Origin of the sequence: Faecousia sp., from assembly GCF_048519415.1 — a bacterium.
Taxonomy (GTDB): domain Bacteria; phylum Bacillota; class Clostridia; order Oscillospirales; family Oscillospiraceae; genus JAZOXB01.
This window is the reverse complement of the sequence record NZ_DBFZUT010000010.1, coordinates 1-15,473: the sequence shown is the minus strand read 5'-3', so window position 1 is coordinate 15,473 and position 15,473 is coordinate 1. Positions and strand designations below refer to the sequence as shown.

Below are 15,473 nucleotides of genomic sequence, written 5' to 3'. Positions count from 1 at the left end.
CTGCGGAGACCGCAATTTTTGGACGTTTAGCAGGGAATCCGGCACAATTTGAAGTTGACAAGAATTTTATTTTCGAGTATAATATTTCTCAGTATTTGAATGGGAGAGCAGGATCCAACATGGAAAAGCAGCATTACAGCATCGCGATCGACGGCCCCGGCGGCGCAGGAAAGAGCACCATTGCGCGCAGAGCCGCGGCGGAGCTTGGCTTTGTCTATGTCGATACCGGCGCGATCTACCGCGCGGTGGCCTGCGCGGCCCTTTCCCGCGGCATCGATCCGTCGGACGAGGCTGCCGTTTCGGCTCTGCTCCCGTCGCTGCAGCTTGAGCTCCGCTGGACGGAGGACGGCGTGCAGCACGTCTGGCTGAACGGAGCCGATATTTCCTCCGAGCTCCGCACGCCCGCAGTCTCCACGGCGGCCTCCCGCGTTTCGGCCCTGCCGGTCGTGCGTCAGTTCCTGCTGGAGCAGCAGCGCGTGGTCGCCCGCACGCATGACGTGATCATGGACGGGCGCGACATCGGCACGGTCGTTCTGCCGGATGCCGATGTGAAGATATTCCTCTCTGCCTCGCCTGAGGTACGCGCGCGCCGCCGCTGGCTCGAGCTGCAGGAGAAGGGGACTCCTGACACCTATGAGGCCGTCCTTGCCGATCTGATCGCCCGCGATGAACGGGATTCCAACCGCGCCATTGCGCCGCTCCGCCCCGCGGATGACGCCGTGCTGCTCGATACCTCCGGCATGACGCTGCAGGAGAGCATCGACGCAATCTTAAAGCTCATTCGGAAGAAGGTCACAGTATGAGCGGTTTTCCGCAGAAATTCTACCACGCAGTCTTCTGGCCCATCCGCATCCTCATGGGTTTCGCGCATCCGATCGTCCATGTCCGCGGTCTTGAAAATATTCCGGACGGCCCCGCCGTCATCTGCTGTAATCACAGCTCGTTCTCCGACGCGATCTGGGTGATCGTCTGCTCTCATCAGAAGCGCATTTTCCGCACGATGGCAAAAAAAGAGCTGTTTTCGCACCGCGTGCTCGGCTGGTTCATTACAAAGCTCGGCGCTTTCCCGGTCGACCGCGAGGCCAACGATATCCATGCCGTGAAAACGGCGCTCGGCGTGCTGCGCGAGGGGGACAAGCTCCTCATCTTCCCGGAGGGGACGCGCGTGCGCGAGGGCGATGTTTCCCACCCGCATGTCGGCGCCGTGACGTTCGCCTGCCGGACGGACGCGCCGATCGTTCCGGTGTTCCTGACGCGCAAGAAGCGTTTCTGGGCGCCCCTGACACTCGTGTTCGGCGAAGCCTATCATCCGCAGTTTGAGGGTCGCCGCCCGTCGTCCGATGAGCTCGAGCACCTGACGCAGGAAATGATGGATAAGTGCTATGCACTCGGAGGCATGCAATGTCCGTCCGCGTAGCTGCTTCGGCCGGGTTCTGTTTCGGGGTCGACCGCGCGGTCGGTCTGGTGGAGCAGACCGTGCGCGAAGGAAAGCGCGCCGTCACGTTCGGGCCGATCATCCATAACCACCACGTCGTGCAGCATTTTGCCGCGCTCGGCGTGCGGGAGATCGCCTCTCCCGAGGAGGTCCCGGGGGGAAGCGCCGTCATCATCCGCTCGCACGGCGTCTCGCGCGCCGTCTATGAAGCGCTGCAGGCGCGCGGGCTGGAGATCATCGATGCAACATGCCCGTTCGTCAGCCGCATCCACCGTATCGTACAGGAGGCTGAGGCAAACGGCCGCCAGCCGCTCATCATCGGCACACCGGAGCACCCGGAGGTCGTGGCCATCGCAGGCTGGTGCAGGCATCCGCTCGTCTTCCCGGACGGCGAAGCCCTGCAGAAATGGCTCGATGACGACCCAAAACGACACGATCTGCCATTTACCATGGTCTCACAGACCACAAGTACGCAGTTTTTATGGGATTCCTGCAAGAAAATCGCAAAAAAAGTGTGTACAAATCTTGAGTTTTTTGATACAATATGCAAAGCGACCGAAAATCGACAGGCGGAAGCCGCTGCGCTGGCTGCGCAGTGCGACGCCATGATCGTGGTCGGCGACCGGAAAAGTTCCAACACCGGGCGTCTGGCGCATATCTGCGCCGCGCATTGCCCGCAGGTCTTCCTTGTGGACAACGCGTCAGAGCTGGATCTGCCGAAGCTTCGGCAGGCCGGAACCATTGGCATCACAGCAGGAGCTTCGACGCCTGCGTGGATAATAAAGGAGGTCAACCACACTATGAGCGAAATCAATACTACCGTTGATGCAGCTGCGGAGGAGAGCTTTGAGGAGCTTCTCGGCCAGGGCATCAAGACTTTAAATACAGGAGATAAGGTGCTTGGCACTGTTACCGCAATCGGAAACACCGAGATCCAGGTAGACCTGGGCACGAAGCATGCCGGTTACATTCCGTATGACGAAGTCAGCGCAGATCCTACCGTCAAGGCGGAGGATATCCTCAAGGTCGGCGACGAGATCGAGGTTTTCGTCGTTCGCGTCAACGATCAGGAGGGCACCGTGCAGCTCAGCAAGAAGAAGCTGGACGGCATGAAGGTCTGGGACGACGTTGAGGCCGCTGCCGAGAACAAGGACACGGTCGAGGGCGTTATCACCGAAGAGAACAAGGGCGGCCTCGTGGCCAATGTGAAGGGCGTTCGCGTCTTCATCCCGGCTTCTCAGACCGGTATCCCCAAGGGCGGCGACATGTCCGCGCTGAAGGGCCAGACCGTCAAGATGAAGATCACCGAGTTCAACCGTGCCCGCCGCAGAGTCGTCGGCTCCATCCGCATGGTCAACGCCGAGGCCCGTAAGGCTGCCGTTGAGAAGCTCTGGAGCGAGATCGAGGTCGGCAAGAAGTATCTGGGCACTGTCAAGTCCCTGACTTCCTACGGCGCTTTCGTCGACATCGGCGGTGTGGACGGCATGGTCCATATCTCCGAGCTGTCCTGGGGCCACATCCGCACGCCGGGTGAGGTCGTGAAGCCCGGCGACCAGATCGAAGTCTTCGTTCTGAAGTTCGATCCGGAGAAGAAGAAGATCTCCCTCGGCTACAAGACCCCGGAGATGAATCCGTGGAACCAGTTCCTCGCGAAGTACTCCGTTGGCGATGTCGTCACCGTGAAGATTGTCAAGCTGGTCGACTTCGGCGCCTTTGCCGAGATCATGCCCGGCGTTGACGGCCTGATCCACATCTCCCAGATCTCTGACCATCGTGTCGAGAAGGCTTCCGACGCCCTGCAGGAGGGCCAGGAGGTCGAGGCGAAGATCATCGACGTCGACACCGACCGCAAGCGCATCTCTCTGTCCATCCGCGCTCTGCTCGTTCCGCAGAACGACGAGGACTAAATTATTCCAATATCGCATTATATTTGGTGGAGCAGGTTTGCCTGCTCCACTTTTTTTCAATCGGGAAAGCCCTTCGGCCTTTCCCGGCAAAGGGATGCAGTCCGCTGCGCGCACGGCTGTCCGCTTTTGCGAACGAGCCGCACACTGACGGACTGAGCTGTATTTTCTCCGGCGTACACGCCGCCGGAGAAAATGATTCCACTTGATTCGCCTCCTGCGGGGGCGAACTCTGCGAGACTTTCGGACAATACAGGCTAAGCAGGTGAGCCTGCTCCACTTTTTTCATTTTGACGGAGAAAGACATGGATAATTAACCACGATATGCATCTTTTATGAGCCAACCGTGCGTGGAATATGCAGCTATCTCTGTGCAAAATAGACAAAAGTATAAGTTTTCTGTCCACATAGCAAAAACAAATGTACCAAAAAGAGAAGCCCTGTATTCCAGCTTCTTCCAACCGACGCTTGACGAATGCATGCGCATATGCTACACTACAAACGTACCACGAGCGGCCTTGCGCCCTCGGGGCATTCAAATTCCTGCCGGTGAGGAAGCCGGCCGGAAAATACTTTCAAAACAAAACCAGGGGTGGCATTATGATTCAACTTCATGAGAACAGCATCTATCTCGTAGACGGCCGTCCGGAGGAGAAGGCGTCCATTCCCCAAAACGAAGCGAGAAAGCAGACCATGGCATGGCAGATCCTGCAGGCGCACAACACGTCCGGCGACCCGGAGCGCCTGAAGATCCGCTTTGATGCCATGGTTTCGCACGACATCACCTATGTCGGTATTATCCAGCAGGCGCGCGCCTCGGGCATGAAGGAATTCCCGATCCCGTATGCGCTGACGAACTGCCATAACAGCCTCTGCGCAGTCGGCGGCACCATCAACGAGGACGACCATGTCTTCGGCCTGTCCGCCGCGAAGAAGTATGGCGGCATCTATGTGCCCGCCAACCAGAGCGTCATCCATTCCTATGCCCGTGAAGAGCTCGCGCGCTGCGGCGCGATGATCCTCGGCTCGGACTCCCACACGCGCTACGGCGCGCTCGGCACGATGGCAGTCGGCGAGGGCGGTCCGGAGCTTGCCAAGCAGCTGCTCAAGAACACCTGGGACGTCAACATGCCCAAGGTCGTTCTCGTATACATGACCGGTGCGCCGCGCCGCGGCGTCGGCCCGCACGACGTTGCCATTTCTCTTGTGAAGGAAACGTTCGCCAGCGGTTTTGTCAACAACTGCGTGCTGGAGTTCTGCGGCCCCGGCATCGCAAATCTGCCCATCGATTTCCGCAACGGCATCGACGTCATGACGACGGAGACGACCTGCCTGTCCTCCATCTGGGAGACGGACGAGATCACGCGCGGCTTCTTTGAGACGCACGGCCGCCCGCAGGACTATGCAGAGCTGCATCCGGGCAGAGAAGCCTGGTATGACAAGATGATCACCATCGAGCTGGACAAAGTCGAGCCGATGATCGCCCTGCCGTTCCATCCTTCGAACGCCTATCCCATCCGGGAATTCCTTGCCAATGCGAAGGAGCTGCTGGAGAAGGTCGAGCAGGATGCTGCCCGCCGCTTCCCGAAGGCCCATGTCAAGCTGACCGACAAGCTGCATGACGACGGCGTCTGGGCAGATCAGGGCGTGATCGCGGGCTGCAGCGGCGGCCTGTTCGACAATATCACCGAGGCTGCCGACATTCTGCGCGGCGGCTCGACCGGCAACGGCGAATTCAGCCTGAACGTCTATCCGACGAGCGTCCCCGTTTCGCTTGCGCTCACGCGCAACGGCGCGACGGCACAGCTGCTCGAGGCCGGCGCGGTCATCAAGCCGAGCTTCTGCGGCCCGTGCTTCGGCGCAGGCGACGTCCCCGCCAACAACGGCCTGTCTCTGCGCCATACGACGCGCAACTTCCCGAACCGCGAGGGCTCGAAGCCCGGCGAGGGCCAGTTCGCCGCCGTGTGCCTCATGGACGCGCGCTCCATCGCCGCAACGGCTGCCAACGGCGGCCGCATCACGCCCGCGACGGACATGGACTATGTTGCGGAGCCGCAGCCCTATCACTTCGACCGTGCGGTCTATGACAACCGCATTTACTACGGCTTCGGCAAGGCCGATCCCTCCGTTGAGCTCGTCATGGGCCCGAACATCACGGACTGGCCGAAGATGTACCCGCTGACCGAGAACCTGCTCGTCGAGCTGGCCGCCGTCATCCACGACCCGGTCACGACGACCGATGAGCTCATCCCGTCCGGCGAGACGTCGTCCTACCGTTCGAATCCGCTGCGTCTGGCCGAGTTTACGCTCAGCCGCCGCGTGCCGGAATATGTCGGCCATGCGAAGGACATCGCCGCGCAGGAGGCCGAGCGGCGCGAGGGCAAGCTGCCGGAGCACCTGAAGGCTGTTCTGTCCGCCGTCGGCGACGCTGCCGCACTGGCCGGAACGACGCAGTTCGGCTCCGCCGTCTTCGCCAACAAGCCCGGCGACGGCTCTGCCCGCGAGCAGGCCGCCTCCTGTCAGAAGGTCCTGGGCGGCTTCGCCAACATCTGCTACAGCTATGCGACGAAGCGCTATCGTTCGAACTGCATCAACTGGGGCATCCTGCCGTTCACGATCGACGAGGGCACCCCGTTTGACTATGCCGACGGCGACTGCGTATTCGTCCCGGACGTCCGCCGAGCCGTGGAGGAGGCCCGCGAGGATATCCCCGCGAAGGTCATCCGCAAGGACGGCTCCGTTGAGGACCTGATGCTGCATATCCGCGGCCTGACGCAGGATGAGCGCGAGATCATTCTGGACGGCTGCCTGATGAATTATTACGCCGCGCGCATCGCGGACTGAATCCATAACATTCATAACTGACAGGAGGAGCAACAGCGTGGAAAAGATCAAAATGACGACCCCTCTGGTGGAGATGGACGGCGACGAGATGACCCGTGTCCTTTGGAAGATGATCAAGGACGAACTCATCCTGCCCTTTGTGGAGCTGAAGACCGAGTATTATGACCTCGGCCTGCTGCACCGCAACGAGACGAAGGATCAGGTGACGGTCGAGGCCGCCAACGCCACCCGCCGCCTCGGCGTGGCCGTCAAATGCGCCACCATCACGCCGAACAAGCAGCGCATGGTGGAGTATCCGCAGCTCACCGAAATGTGGAAGAGCCCGAACGGCACGATCCGCTCCATTCTGGACGGCACCGTGTTCCGCACGCCCATCTGCATCGACACCATCCATCCCGTCGTAAAGAACTGGAAAAAGCCCATCACCATCGCCCGTCATGCCTATGGCGACGTGTATAAGTCGGTCGACCTCTACACGACCGAGCCCGGCTCCGCCACGCTGACGTTCGTCGGCGAGAGCGGCGAGAAGAAGGAGCTTCTCGTGCAGAAGGTCGACGGCCCCGCCGTCTGGCAGGCCGCCCACAACAAGGAAAAGAGCATCCGCTCGTTTGCGCGCTCCTGCTTCCAGTATGCCATTGATACGAAGCAGGATCTGTGGTTCTCCACGAAGGACACCATCGCCAAGATCTATGACGGCGAGTTCAAGAAGGTCTTTGAGGAGGAGTTCGAGCACTACCGCGCGAAGTTCGAGGAGCTCGGCATTACCTACTTCTACACCCTCATCGACGACGCCGTTGCCCGCGTCATCCGCAGCGAGGGCGGCTTCATCTGGGCCTGCAAGAACTATGACGGCGACGTCATGAGCGACATGGTCTCCACGGCCTTCGGCAGCCTTGCCATGATGACGTCCGTGCTTGTCTCGCCGGACGGCACGACGGAGTATGAGGCCGCTCACGGCACCGTGACAAAGCACTATTACCGCCATCTGCGCGGCGAGGAGACCTCCACGAACCCGATGGCGACCATCTTCGCCTGGACGGGCGCCCTGCGCAAGCGCGGCCAGCTCGACGGCCTGACGGAGCTGGAGCAGTTTGCCGACAAGCTCGAACAGGCCTGCTTCACGACCCTGAATCAGGGCACGATGACGAAGGATCTGGTCGGCCTCGTGGACGAGGGCGTGCAGGCGCATGCCGTAACGTCCGCAGCGTTCCTCGCCGCTGTCCGCGGCAATCTCGAAGCCAGTCTCTGACCGGCTCATGCAGGAGGGTTATGCAATGGATTTGCGCAAAGCAGCCACGGCGGGCACCATGGAGTCCAATGACATCATGGTCACGCTGGAGCCGGCGGAGGCCGGCGGCATTCAGATCGATCTGACCAGCAATGTTCTGCAGCAATTCGGCGCACAGATCCGCAGCGTCATCACGGAAACGCTCACGGAATACGGCGTGGAAAACGCCGCCGTGACCGCCGTGGACAAGGGCGCACTGGACTGCACCATCCGCGCGCGGGTCACGGCCGCGCTGTTCCGCAGCGCCGGCTCTGCCGCGTATCGTTGGGAGGTCAAGTGATGTATATCAAAGACAGACTGCGCCGCAGTATGATGTTCGTTCCCGGCAATAACCCCGGCATGATCCGCGACGCGCACATCTATGGCGCGGACAGCATCATGTTCGACCTCGAGGACTCCGTGGCCTACACGGAGAAGGACGCCGCGCGTCTGCTCGTCTACAATGCGCTGCGCTCCCTGAATTTCGGCTCGCGTGAGACCGTCGTCCGTATCAACGATCTTTCGAGCGGCCTCGGCATCGAGGACCTCGAGGCCGTCGTGCGCGCCGGTGTGCAGGTCGTCCGCCTGCCGAAGACCGACTCCGCACAGGACGTGATCGACTGTGAGCGCGAGATCGCCCGCATCGAGCGCGAGTCCGGCATCCCCGTCGGCACGACCGGCATGATGGCAGCTATTGAGAGCGCCAACGGCGTTCTGAACGCGGCGGAGATCGCCCGCGCCAGCGACCGCCTCATCGGCATCGCCCTCGGTGCAGAGGACTACGTCACCGATCTGAAGACGACCCGCTCTGACGGCATCGAGCTGCTGTTTGCCCGGTGCATGATCCTGAATGCGGCCCGCGCCGCCGGGATCGCCGCGCTGGACACCGTCTATTCCGACGTCAACAACGAGGAGGGCTTCCTCGCCGAGGCAATGCTCATCAAGAAGCTCGGCTTCGACGGCAAGTCCGTCATCAACCCGCGGCAGATCGAGCCGCTGCACCGCGTCTTCATGCCCAGCGAGAAAGATCTGAACAAAGCGCGCCTCATCATGGCCGCCATTGAGGAGGCCAACGCCCGCGGCAGCGGCGTCGCCAGCCTCAAGGGCAAGATGATCGACAAGCCGGTCGTCACCCGCGCGCGCCGCCTGCTCGACCTCTATGAGGCGGGCAGCAAGATCGATGAAGTGGAGGAGATTTGACATGCCGGACCTGCATCAAATTCCGCATCTGGACGAGATCGCGCACCACGGAGAATATCACGGCGTGGGCAAGCGCGTCACCGAGACGTTTGCCGACCGCTATCACCACCAGAACAAGGTCGTCCCCTCGCTGGAGGATGCCATTCGCCTGACGGGCCTGCGCGACGGCATGACCATCAGCTTCCACCACCATTTCCGCAACGGCGACCATATCGTCAATATGGTGCTCGATAAGCTTGCAGAAATGGGCTTCCACGATCTTAAGCTTGCAGCTTCGTCGCTTTCAGCCATTCACGCTCCGCTCATCCGCCACATTCAGAACGGCGTTATCACGCACATCGAAACGTCCGGTATGCGCGGCGAGCTGGCGGAGGCCGTCTCCCGCGGCCTGATGGACTGTCCGGTCGTGTTCCGCTCTCACGGCGGGCGCGCCTCTGCCATCCGCACGGGTGAGCTGCACATCGACGTCGCCTTCCTCGGCGCGCCGTCGTGCGACCCCTACGGCAATGCCAACGGCTACAGCCGCAATGACGATGAGGGCATCGCCTGCGGCTCGCTGGGCTACGCCCGCCCGGACGCCGCCTATGCCGACGAGGTCGTGATCATCACGAACCATCTCGTCGCCTATCCGAACGCTCCCTGGGCCATCCCGGAGGACGAGGTCGACTACGTTGTCGTCACGGATGACATCGGCGACCCAAAGGGCATCATGTCCGGCGCAACGCGCTACACGAAGGACCCGAAGGAGCTGCTCATCGCCCGCAATGCCGCCAATGTCATCGACGCGGCGGGCTACCTCTATGACGGCTTCTCCATGCAGATGGGCTCCGGCGGCGCTTCGCTCGCCACGGCGCGTTTCCTCCGTCAGAAGATGCTCGACCGCGGCATCCACTGCCGGTTCGCCCTCGGCGGCATCACCGGCCAGATCACGGCCATGCACGAGGAGGGCCTCATCGACCGCATCCTCGACGTGCAGAGCTTTGATCTCGATGCGGCCAAGTCCTTGAAAAATAACCACTTCCACCATCAGATCGGCGCAACGTATTACGCGAGCTATCTCGTGGACTCCGCCGTCGATCAGCTGGACTTTGTTGTGCTCTCTGCGCTGGAGATCGACACGGACTTCAATGTCAACGTTCTGACCGGATCGGACGGCGTCATCCGCGGCGCTATCGGCGGCCACCCCGACACGGCCGAGGGCGCGAGCCTGTCCGTCGTTGTCGCTCCGCTGACGCGCGGCCGTATCCCGACCATCGTGAAGCACGTCAACACGGTCGTCACGCCCGGCGACGCCGTGGACGTCGTCGTGACGGATCAGGGCATTGCCGTCAATCCGCGCCGCCCCGACGTGAAGGAGAAGCTTGAGAAGGCCGGGCTGCACGTCTTTACCATCGAGCAGCTCCAGCAGCGCGCCGAAAAGATCGTCGGCGTGCCGGAGCCGATCCGCTATAAGGACCGCGTCGTCGGCGTCGTGATGTATCGCGACAATACGATCATCGACGTCATCCGCCAGATCGACGAGGATGCCTGATCTGCTGCTTTGCACCGCTGTCCCGCCCGGTCTGCAGGCTGCCCATGCGCGCCTGCTGACCGGGGCCGGGCTGCGGCTCGAGGAGGCGGGGGAGTGCACGGCGCTGCTGCTGGCAGACGACGGTGCGCTCCTCGCCTGCGGCACCCGCAGCGGCAAGGTCCTGCGCCAGATCGCCGTCTCGCCGGAGGCCGAGGGCGGCGGAGCCTGCGCCGAGGTCGTCTCGGCCCTGCTGCAGGACGCAACTGCCCACGGCGTGCCGCACCCGTTCCTGTTTACCGCGCCTGGAAAGAGCGGCCTGTTCCGCTCGCTCGGCTTTACGCCGCTGGCGCAGACGGCGGACATGCTGATGATGGAGCATGGCCGCGGCGGGCTGCGCCGTTTTCTGTCCGGTATCCCGGTCGGGCCGGAGCGGCCGGTCGGTAGCATCGTCTGCCATGCCAACCCGTTCACACTGGGGCACCGGCATCTCATTGCCTATGCCGCCGCGCGCTGCGCGCAGGTCCTTGTCTTTGTCCTCAGCGACACGGACAGCCTGTTCCCACCGGAGCTGCGCCTGCGGCTGGTGCGCGAGGGAACTGCCGATCTGCCGAATGTCCGGGCCTATCCCGGCGCCGACTATCTCATCAGCCCCGCGACGTTCCCGGCCTATTTCCTCAAGGATCAGGCCCGCGCGCCGGAGGCAAAATGCGATCTCGACCTGACGCTGTTCGGCAGCGCGATCGCGCCCGCGCTCCAAATCACGGAGCGCTTTGTCGGTCAGGAGCCGACGTGCGCCGTCACGGCGCAGTATAACCGCCGTATGCAGGCCATTCTGCCCGCCTATGGCATCCATGTTACGGAGATCCCGCGTCTGAACGCGATCTCCGCCACCACAGTCCGTGCGCGCCTGCAGGAGGGCGATCTCGCCGCCGTGCGCGCGCTGGTCCCGAAAACGACCTATGAAGCCTGTCGAAGTCTCTTTGGAGCAGGTGCTCCTTGCCCGTGAGAACCGGGCCGGGCGGCAGCAGCGGCTGCTTGCGCAGTATGGCCTGCCGCTCGTTTCGTTTACGATGAATATGGCAGGGCCTGTCAAGGATACGCCGCTGTCGCGCTTTGCCTTTCAGGCAGGCGTCGCCGCCCTTACAAAACGCCTCGGCGGACCGGTTTCATGCTGCCTGACGGAAGCCGTGACCGGCTGCGAGGCCCTGCTGGTATATGACCGCCCGGCGCAGGCGCTCAAGGACGTCTGCATGGAGCTGGAGTCGACGGAGGTCGGGCGGCTCTACGATCTGGATGTGCTGGATGCCGCGGGAGAAAAGCTCTCGCGGCCGGAAATGCGCCGCTGCCTCGTCTGCGGCGGACCCGTTGCGGTCTGCTCCCGCAGCCGCGCGCATGGGCTGGATGCCATCTGCGCCGAGACTGCCCGCAGGCTCGCAGAATTTGCCTGCACAACGCTCAGCAATTTGGCGGCGGATGCCCTTCGCGAGGAGGCGGCGCTTTCCCCGAAGCCCGGCCTTGTCGACGCACGCACGAATGGCGCACACACGGATATGGACCTTCTGCTCATGCTCCGCAGCGCAGAGACGCTCCGGCCGTGGTTTTGCCGGATGGTTCGCCTCGGGCTGGACGGCGCTGCACCTGCGCAGCTGCAGAATGCAGGACGGCAGGCAGAGGCACAGATGCTGCAGGCGACCGGCGGCGTGAACACGCACAAGGGCGCGCTGTATGCACTCTCGCTGCTGCTGGCGGCGATGGGCAGGCATCTGAGCGGCGCGCAGGAGTCCGTATTTTCGCTTGCCGCAGCCGATGCCGCAGCGCTGGCTCCGCCTGTCGGAACGCATGGCTCGCAGGTCCGGCGGCGCTACGGCCGCCCCGGCGCGCGTGAGGAGGCCATGGATGGCTTTCCTTCGCTGCAGGCCCTGCTGCAGGCCACGCGCAGCCAGCCGCCGCTCGGTGTGCTGCTGTGGAGCATGACGCATCTGTCTGACAGCAACCTGCTCTACCGCGGCGGAGAGGCCGGTCTGGCCTTTGCGCAAAATGAAGCGGAGCGCATTCTCCGGCTCCCGCAGACACAGTGGGAGGCCGAGCTCACGGCACTGGACGCCGAAATGACGCGCCGCAACCTCAGCCCCGGCGGCAGCGCCGATCTGCTGGCCTTGACGCTGTTTTTCCGCAGTCTGGATTTCTGGACAGAGCTGTCCGTATAAAAATCGCTCCCTTCCCGCATTTCCGGGAGGGGAGCAATTGTTTTGAGATCAGTTTTTGCCGAGGTAGCGGTCGCAGACATGGCGGGCATTCTCGGCTGTTTCGGCCTCATCGATGCCGGTCAGTTTGCCGTGCGCGACGGTGATGCAGCCGTTGACCACGGTGTAATCCACCGGGGCGCGCAGGCCGACCGTGCCGAAGACGTTTTTGGGATCATAGCACGCGCCGACGAGCTCGAGCCGCCGAGAATCGACGAGGAACAGGTCCGCGCACTTGCCGACCGCAAGGCAGCCGATGTCGTCGCGCCCGAGCAGGGAGGCGGAGCCGCGCGTGGCGAGCTTCAGCACGTCGTAGCCGCTCGGCGCAGCGGCCGAGGAATGCAGGCGATGGAGCAGATAGCAGATGCGGATCTCTTCAAGCAAATCGGAGCCGTCCTGCGAGGCTGAGCCGTCGACGGCGAGGCCGACGTGGATGCCGCGCTGCAGCATCTCGGGGATGCGCGCCACGCCGGAGGAGAGCTTCATGTTGGAAACGGGGCAGTGCGCCACGCCCGTTCCGGTCTCTGCGAGAAGGTCGAGCTCCGCGTCTGTAAAGTGGATGCCGTGCGCGAACCAGACGTCCGGGCCGACCCAGCCGAGCGACTCGAGATAGGCAAGCGGACGCAGGCCATAACGGTCAAGCGTGTAGCGCTCCTCGTCCTTCGTCTCGGCAAGGTGTGTGTGCAGGCGGACATGATACTGCCGCGCCAGCTTCGCACTCTGCAGCAGCAGCTCGCGCGAAACGGAGAACGGCGAGCACGGAGCCAGCGCGATCTGCCGCATGGAGCCGTAGGACGGATCGTGCCAGCGCTCGATCAGCGCGGCGCTGTCCTCCAGAATGGCGTCCACGCTCTGCACGACGCTGTCGGGCGGCAGGCCGCCGTCCTTCACGGACAGGTCCATGCTGCCGCGCGAGGCGACCATGCGCATGCCGAGCTCGTCGGCCGCCGCAAACTGCGCGCCGAGCAGATCACCGCACCCGGCAGGGAAGACATAGTGGTGATCGAAGCAGGTCGTGCAGCCGTTTTTCATCAGCTCGCCCATGCCGGTCAGCGAGGAAGCGTGCACGACCTCGGTATCGAGGTTTTTCCAGATCTCATAGAGCGCCTTGAGCCAGGGGAACAGTTCAAGATTCTGTACCTCCGGAAGATTGCGCGAGAACTGCTGATAAAGATGGTGGTGCGTATTAATGAGGCCGGGATAGCACAGCAGATGGGAGCCGTCCAGCACCTCGTCGGCCTGAACGGCAAGATCAGGGCCGATGGCGCGGATACGTCCGTCCTCGCAGTACAGGTCGACGTGCCGGAGCACGCTGTCCGCATCGTCGCAGGTGACCACGGTGTCAAGATCGCGAATGAGCAGGGAAGCCATGCGGGTTCCTCCTTTGTCCGGCGCGGGAAGCGCCGCCTTTTCTCTTATTTTAGCATAGTTTGAAGATAAAGCCAATGCTGATTTGAAGCGGAGTCGAAAGAAACTTCCAGCCAGGTTGATTTCCCTTGTCCTGTACGTAAAAGCATGCTATAATGAAAGAAAAGCACCGCATAATTCAGCAAGAGAACTCCGAAAAATTTTTTGTCGAGACAAGACTTGAAAGGCGCAGATGTACTTTGTGTACCTCAACCTTTTCAAGCCGATGGATCGGCGAAAAATATCCGGCGTAGGCTGAAGCTGCAATTGTGCAGTGTTGGTAAAGTAAAAAACCACGGAGGCACCATGAGAGTTCTTGCCATTGACTACGGCGATGCCCGGACGGGGATCGCCATTTCCGATGCGAGCGGCAGCATCGTCGGCCGCACGACCGTCATCCACAGCCGCCGCCCGCAGCAGACAGCGGAAGCCATTGCCGCACTTGTGCAGGAGAGCGGCGCGGAGCGGCTCGTGATGGGATTCCCGCGCAATATGGACGGCACGGAGGGCCCGCGCGCGGCGCTGTACCGCGAGATGGCCGCCACGATCCAGGCTGCCTGCGGCATGGAGGTCGTGCTCTGGGACGAACGGCGGACGACCGTTGAGGCACACCAGATCCTGAGTGACTGCAATTATCACGGGAAAAAGCGCAAAAATACCGTCGACGCCGTCGCCGCCTCGCTGATCCTCGAGGGCTATCTGGCGTTCTTGTCGCGCTGCTGACGGAAAAACAGCTCGCGCAGGCCGGTGAGCAGCAGGAAGCCGCCGAACAGGCGGCGCAGCAGCGAGACGTCCAGCCCCGTGGCGATCCATGCGGCGATCGCCGCCGTCACGCAGCCGCCCAATGCGGCCGGGAGCACGATATCCCAGCGGATCAGCCTGTTGCGAATATGAAAGAACAGCGCGCAGGCAGCCGACGGCAGAAAATACAGCAGATTAATGCCCTGCGCGGTCTGCTGCGGGAGGGCTGCAACGCCGGTCATCCAGACCATGAGCAGCGTGCCGCCGCCGATGCCGAGGCCGGAGAGCAGGCCGCAGACTGCGCCTGCGAGAGCTGCGGCCCACCACGCATTCATCGCAGCAGGAGGCGCAGTCCGCCCCAAACGATCAGCGCGCCGAGCGCGCGGTGCAGCCACACGGCGGACAGGCGGCGCAGCAGGAGTCCTGCCGCAATGCCGCCCAGCGCGCCGCCCGCAAGATAGGGGAGGGCCGCAGTCAGGAATTCACCGCCGCGAAGCCAGTAGACAACAAGAGAAACGACGGACAGCGGTAGCATCGTGCAGACGCTGCAGGCAAAGGCCTCATGCTCCCGCAGATCGGTCAGGCGATGGAGCAGGGGAAGCAGCAGCATGCCGCCCCCGGCGCCGAATAAACCGTTTACTGCCCCGGCCGCCGCGCCGGTCAGCCCGGCCCGAAGCCATGTTCCTCGTTTCTGCATTCGCGATCCCTCCGGATGATTCAAATCGGGACAGAAAAAGCCCGCAACGGAAGTGTTTCCGCTGCGGGCTGGTTTTATGTGCGTTTATACTAGAATCTGATAAAAAGCTTTAAAAGCTTTTTATAGCGCCGAGGGCGCGTCAGATTCTGCATGAGACGGCGCAGCGTGCGTCAGCACGATGCGAGTGTGCGTAGCACACGGGATTCCTGATGAAATGTTTTAATC

14 protein-coding genes are annotated in these 15,473 nt (G+C 62.4%); 11 read left to right on the top strand and 3 right to left on the bottom strand.

The features are described from left to right. Positions 1-119: 119 nt before the first annotated feature. From cmk to citX, 10 genes are all read left to right on the top strand, one after another. Positions 120-803 carry a (d)CMP kinase gene (cmk, locus tag ACMKFF_RS01060; RefSeq protein WP_419495776.1) on the top strand — a complete coding sequence of 228 codons (684 nt, stop codon included), beginning with the start codon at positions 120-122 and terminating at the stop codon, positions 801-803. Then, positions 800-1,417 (top strand): lysophospholipid acyltransferase family protein, encoded by a 618-nt coding sequence (locus tag ACMKFF_RS01055; RefSeq protein WP_349135458.1) that lies wholly within the window; start codon positions 800-802, stop codon positions 1,415-1,417. Before cmk ends, ACMKFF_RS01055 begins: the two co-directional genes overlap by 4 nt. Continuing rightward, positions 1,402-3,342, top strand: a complete 1,941-nt coding sequence (locus ACMKFF_RS01050; protein WP_419495775.1) for a bifunctional 4-hydroxy-3-methylbut-2-enyl diphosphate reductase/30S ribosomal protein S1 — start codon at positions 1,402-1,404, stop codon at positions 3,340-3,342. The genes ACMKFF_RS01055 and ACMKFF_RS01050 overlap by 16 nt, the downstream gene beginning before the upstream one ends. Before the next feature lie 597 nt (positions 3,343-3,939). Beyond that, entirely contained in the window at positions 3,940-6,183 is a 2,244-nt protein-coding gene (locus ACMKFF_RS01045) for a hydratase (protein WP_419495774.1), read from the top strand. A 37-nt stretch (positions 6,184-6,220) separates the two neighbouring features. Further along, positions 6,221-7,432 (top strand): NADP-dependent isocitrate dehydrogenase, encoded by a 1,212-nt coding sequence (locus ACMKFF_RS01040; protein WP_349135455.1) that lies wholly within the window; start codon positions 6,221-6,223, stop codon positions 7,430-7,432. Positions 7,433-7,457: 25 nt separating this feature from the next. Continuing rightward, on the top strand, positions 7,458-7,751 hold the full coding sequence (citD, locus tag ACMKFF_RS01035; protein WP_367927608.1) for a citrate lyase acyl carrier protein: 294 nt from the start codon (positions 7,458-7,460) through the stop codon (positions 7,749-7,751). After that, on the top strand, positions 7,751-8,650 hold the full coding sequence (gene citE, locus ACMKFF_RS01030) for a citrate (pro-3S)-lyase subunit beta (RefSeq protein WP_419495773.1): 900 nt from the start codon (positions 7,751-7,753) through the stop codon (positions 8,648-8,650). The genes citD and citE overlap by 1 nt, the downstream gene beginning before the upstream one ends. Before the next feature lies 1 nt (position 8,651). Further along, complete coding sequence (citF, locus tag ACMKFF_RS01025; protein ID WP_419495772.1) at positions 8,652-10,181, top strand: citrate lyase subunit alpha; 1,530 nt, start codon at positions 8,652-8,654, stop codon at positions 10,179-10,181. Then, positions 10,174-11,166 (top strand): [citrate (pro-3S)-lyase] ligase, encoded by a 993-nt coding sequence (locus ACMKFF_RS01020; RefSeq protein WP_419495771.1) that lies wholly within the window; start codon positions 10,174-10,176, stop codon positions 11,164-11,166. Before citF ends, ACMKFF_RS01020 begins: the two co-directional genes overlap by 8 nt. Then, entirely contained in the window at positions 11,120-12,367 is a 1,248-nt protein-coding gene (gene citX / locus ACMKFF_RS01015) for a citrate lyase holo-[acyl-carrier protein] synthase (protein WP_419495770.1), read from the top strand. The genes ACMKFF_RS01020 and citX overlap by 47 nt, the downstream gene beginning before the upstream one ends. A 48-nt stretch (positions 12,368-12,415) precedes the next feature. On the opposite strand, the gene ACMKFF_RS01010 is transcribed toward citX, so the two are convergent. Continuing rightward, positions 12,416-13,774, bottom strand: a complete 1,359-nt coding sequence (locus ACMKFF_RS01010) for an 8-oxoguanine deaminase (RefSeq protein ID WP_419495769.1) — start codon at positions 13,772-13,774, stop codon at positions 12,416-12,418. Positions 13,775-14,116: 342 nt separating this feature from the next. On the opposite strand from ACMKFF_RS01010, the gene ruvX reads away from it, so the two are divergent. After that, complete coding sequence (gene ruvX, locus ACMKFF_RS01005) at positions 14,117-14,533, top strand: Holliday junction resolvase RuvX (protein WP_349135448.1); 417 nt, start codon at positions 14,117-14,119, stop codon at positions 14,531-14,533. Here the strand turns inward: ruvX and ACMKFF_RS01000 are convergent. Further along, on the bottom strand, positions 14,506-14,886 hold the full coding sequence (locus ACMKFF_RS01000) for a TSUP family transporter (protein ID WP_418464858.1): 381 nt from the start codon (positions 14,884-14,886) through the stop codon (positions 14,506-14,508). The two genes, ruvX and ACMKFF_RS01000, sit on opposite strands and share 28 nt — an antisense overlap. Next, positions 14,883-15,248: a TSUP family transporter gene (locus ACMKFF_RS00995; RefSeq protein WP_349135446.1), complete on the bottom strand. Its 366-nt coding sequence runs from the start codon at positions 15,246-15,248 to the stop codon at positions 14,883-14,885. Before ACMKFF_RS00995 ends, ACMKFF_RS01000 begins: the two co-directional genes overlap by 4 nt. Between the last annotated feature and the right edge of the window lie 225 nt (positions 15,249-15,473).

Bases quoted from the DNA above. Each gene is read 5' to 3' on its own strand.
- cmk (WP_419495776.1), top strand. From the start codon at position 120: ATGGAAAAGCAGCATTACAGCATCGCGATCGACGGCCCCGGCGGCGCA.
- ACMKFF_RS01000 (WP_418464858.1), bottom strand. From the start codon at position 14,886: ATGAATGCGTGGTGGGCCGCAGCTCTCGCAGGCGCAGTCTGCGGCCTG.
- citX (WP_419495770.1), top strand. From the start codon at position 11,120: ATGAAGCCTGTCGAAGTCTCTTTGGAGCAGGTGCTCCTTGCCCGTGAG.
- ACMKFF_RS01045 (WP_419495774.1), top strand. From the start codon at position 3,940: ATGATTCAACTTCATGAGAACAGCATCTATCTCGTAGACGGCCGTCCG.
- citF (WP_419495772.1), top strand. From the start codon at position 8,652: ATGCCGGACCTGCATCAAATTCCGCATCTGGACGAGATCGCGCACCAC.
- ACMKFF_RS00995 (WP_349135446.1), bottom strand. From the start codon at position 15,248: ATGCAGAAACGAGGAACATGGCTTCGGGCCGGGCTGACCGGCGCGGCG.
- ruvX (WP_349135448.1), top strand. From the start codon at position 14,117: ATGAGAGTTCTTGCCATTGACTACGGCGATGCCCGGACGGGGATCGCC.
- ACMKFF_RS01055 (WP_349135458.1), top strand. From the start codon at position 800: ATGAGCGGTTTTCCGCAGAAATTCTACCACGCAGTCTTCTGGCCCATC.
- citE (WP_419495773.1), top strand. From the start codon at position 7,751: ATGTATATCAAAGACAGACTGCGCCGCAGTATGATGTTCGTTCCCGGC.
- ACMKFF_RS01010 (WP_419495769.1), bottom strand. From the start codon at position 13,774: ATGGCTTCCCTGCTCATTCGCGATCTTGACACCGTGGTCACCTGCGAC.
- ACMKFF_RS01020 (WP_419495771.1), top strand. From the start codon at position 10,174: ATGCCTGATCTGCTGCTTTGCACCGCTGTCCCGCCCGGTCTGCAGGCT.
- ACMKFF_RS01050 (WP_419495775.1), top strand. From the start codon at position 1,402: ATGTCCGTCCGCGTAGCTGCTTCGGCCGGGTTCTGTTTCGGGGTCGAC.
- citD (WP_367927608.1), top strand. From the start codon at position 7,458: ATGGATTTGCGCAAAGCAGCCACGGCGGGCACCATGGAGTCCAATGAC.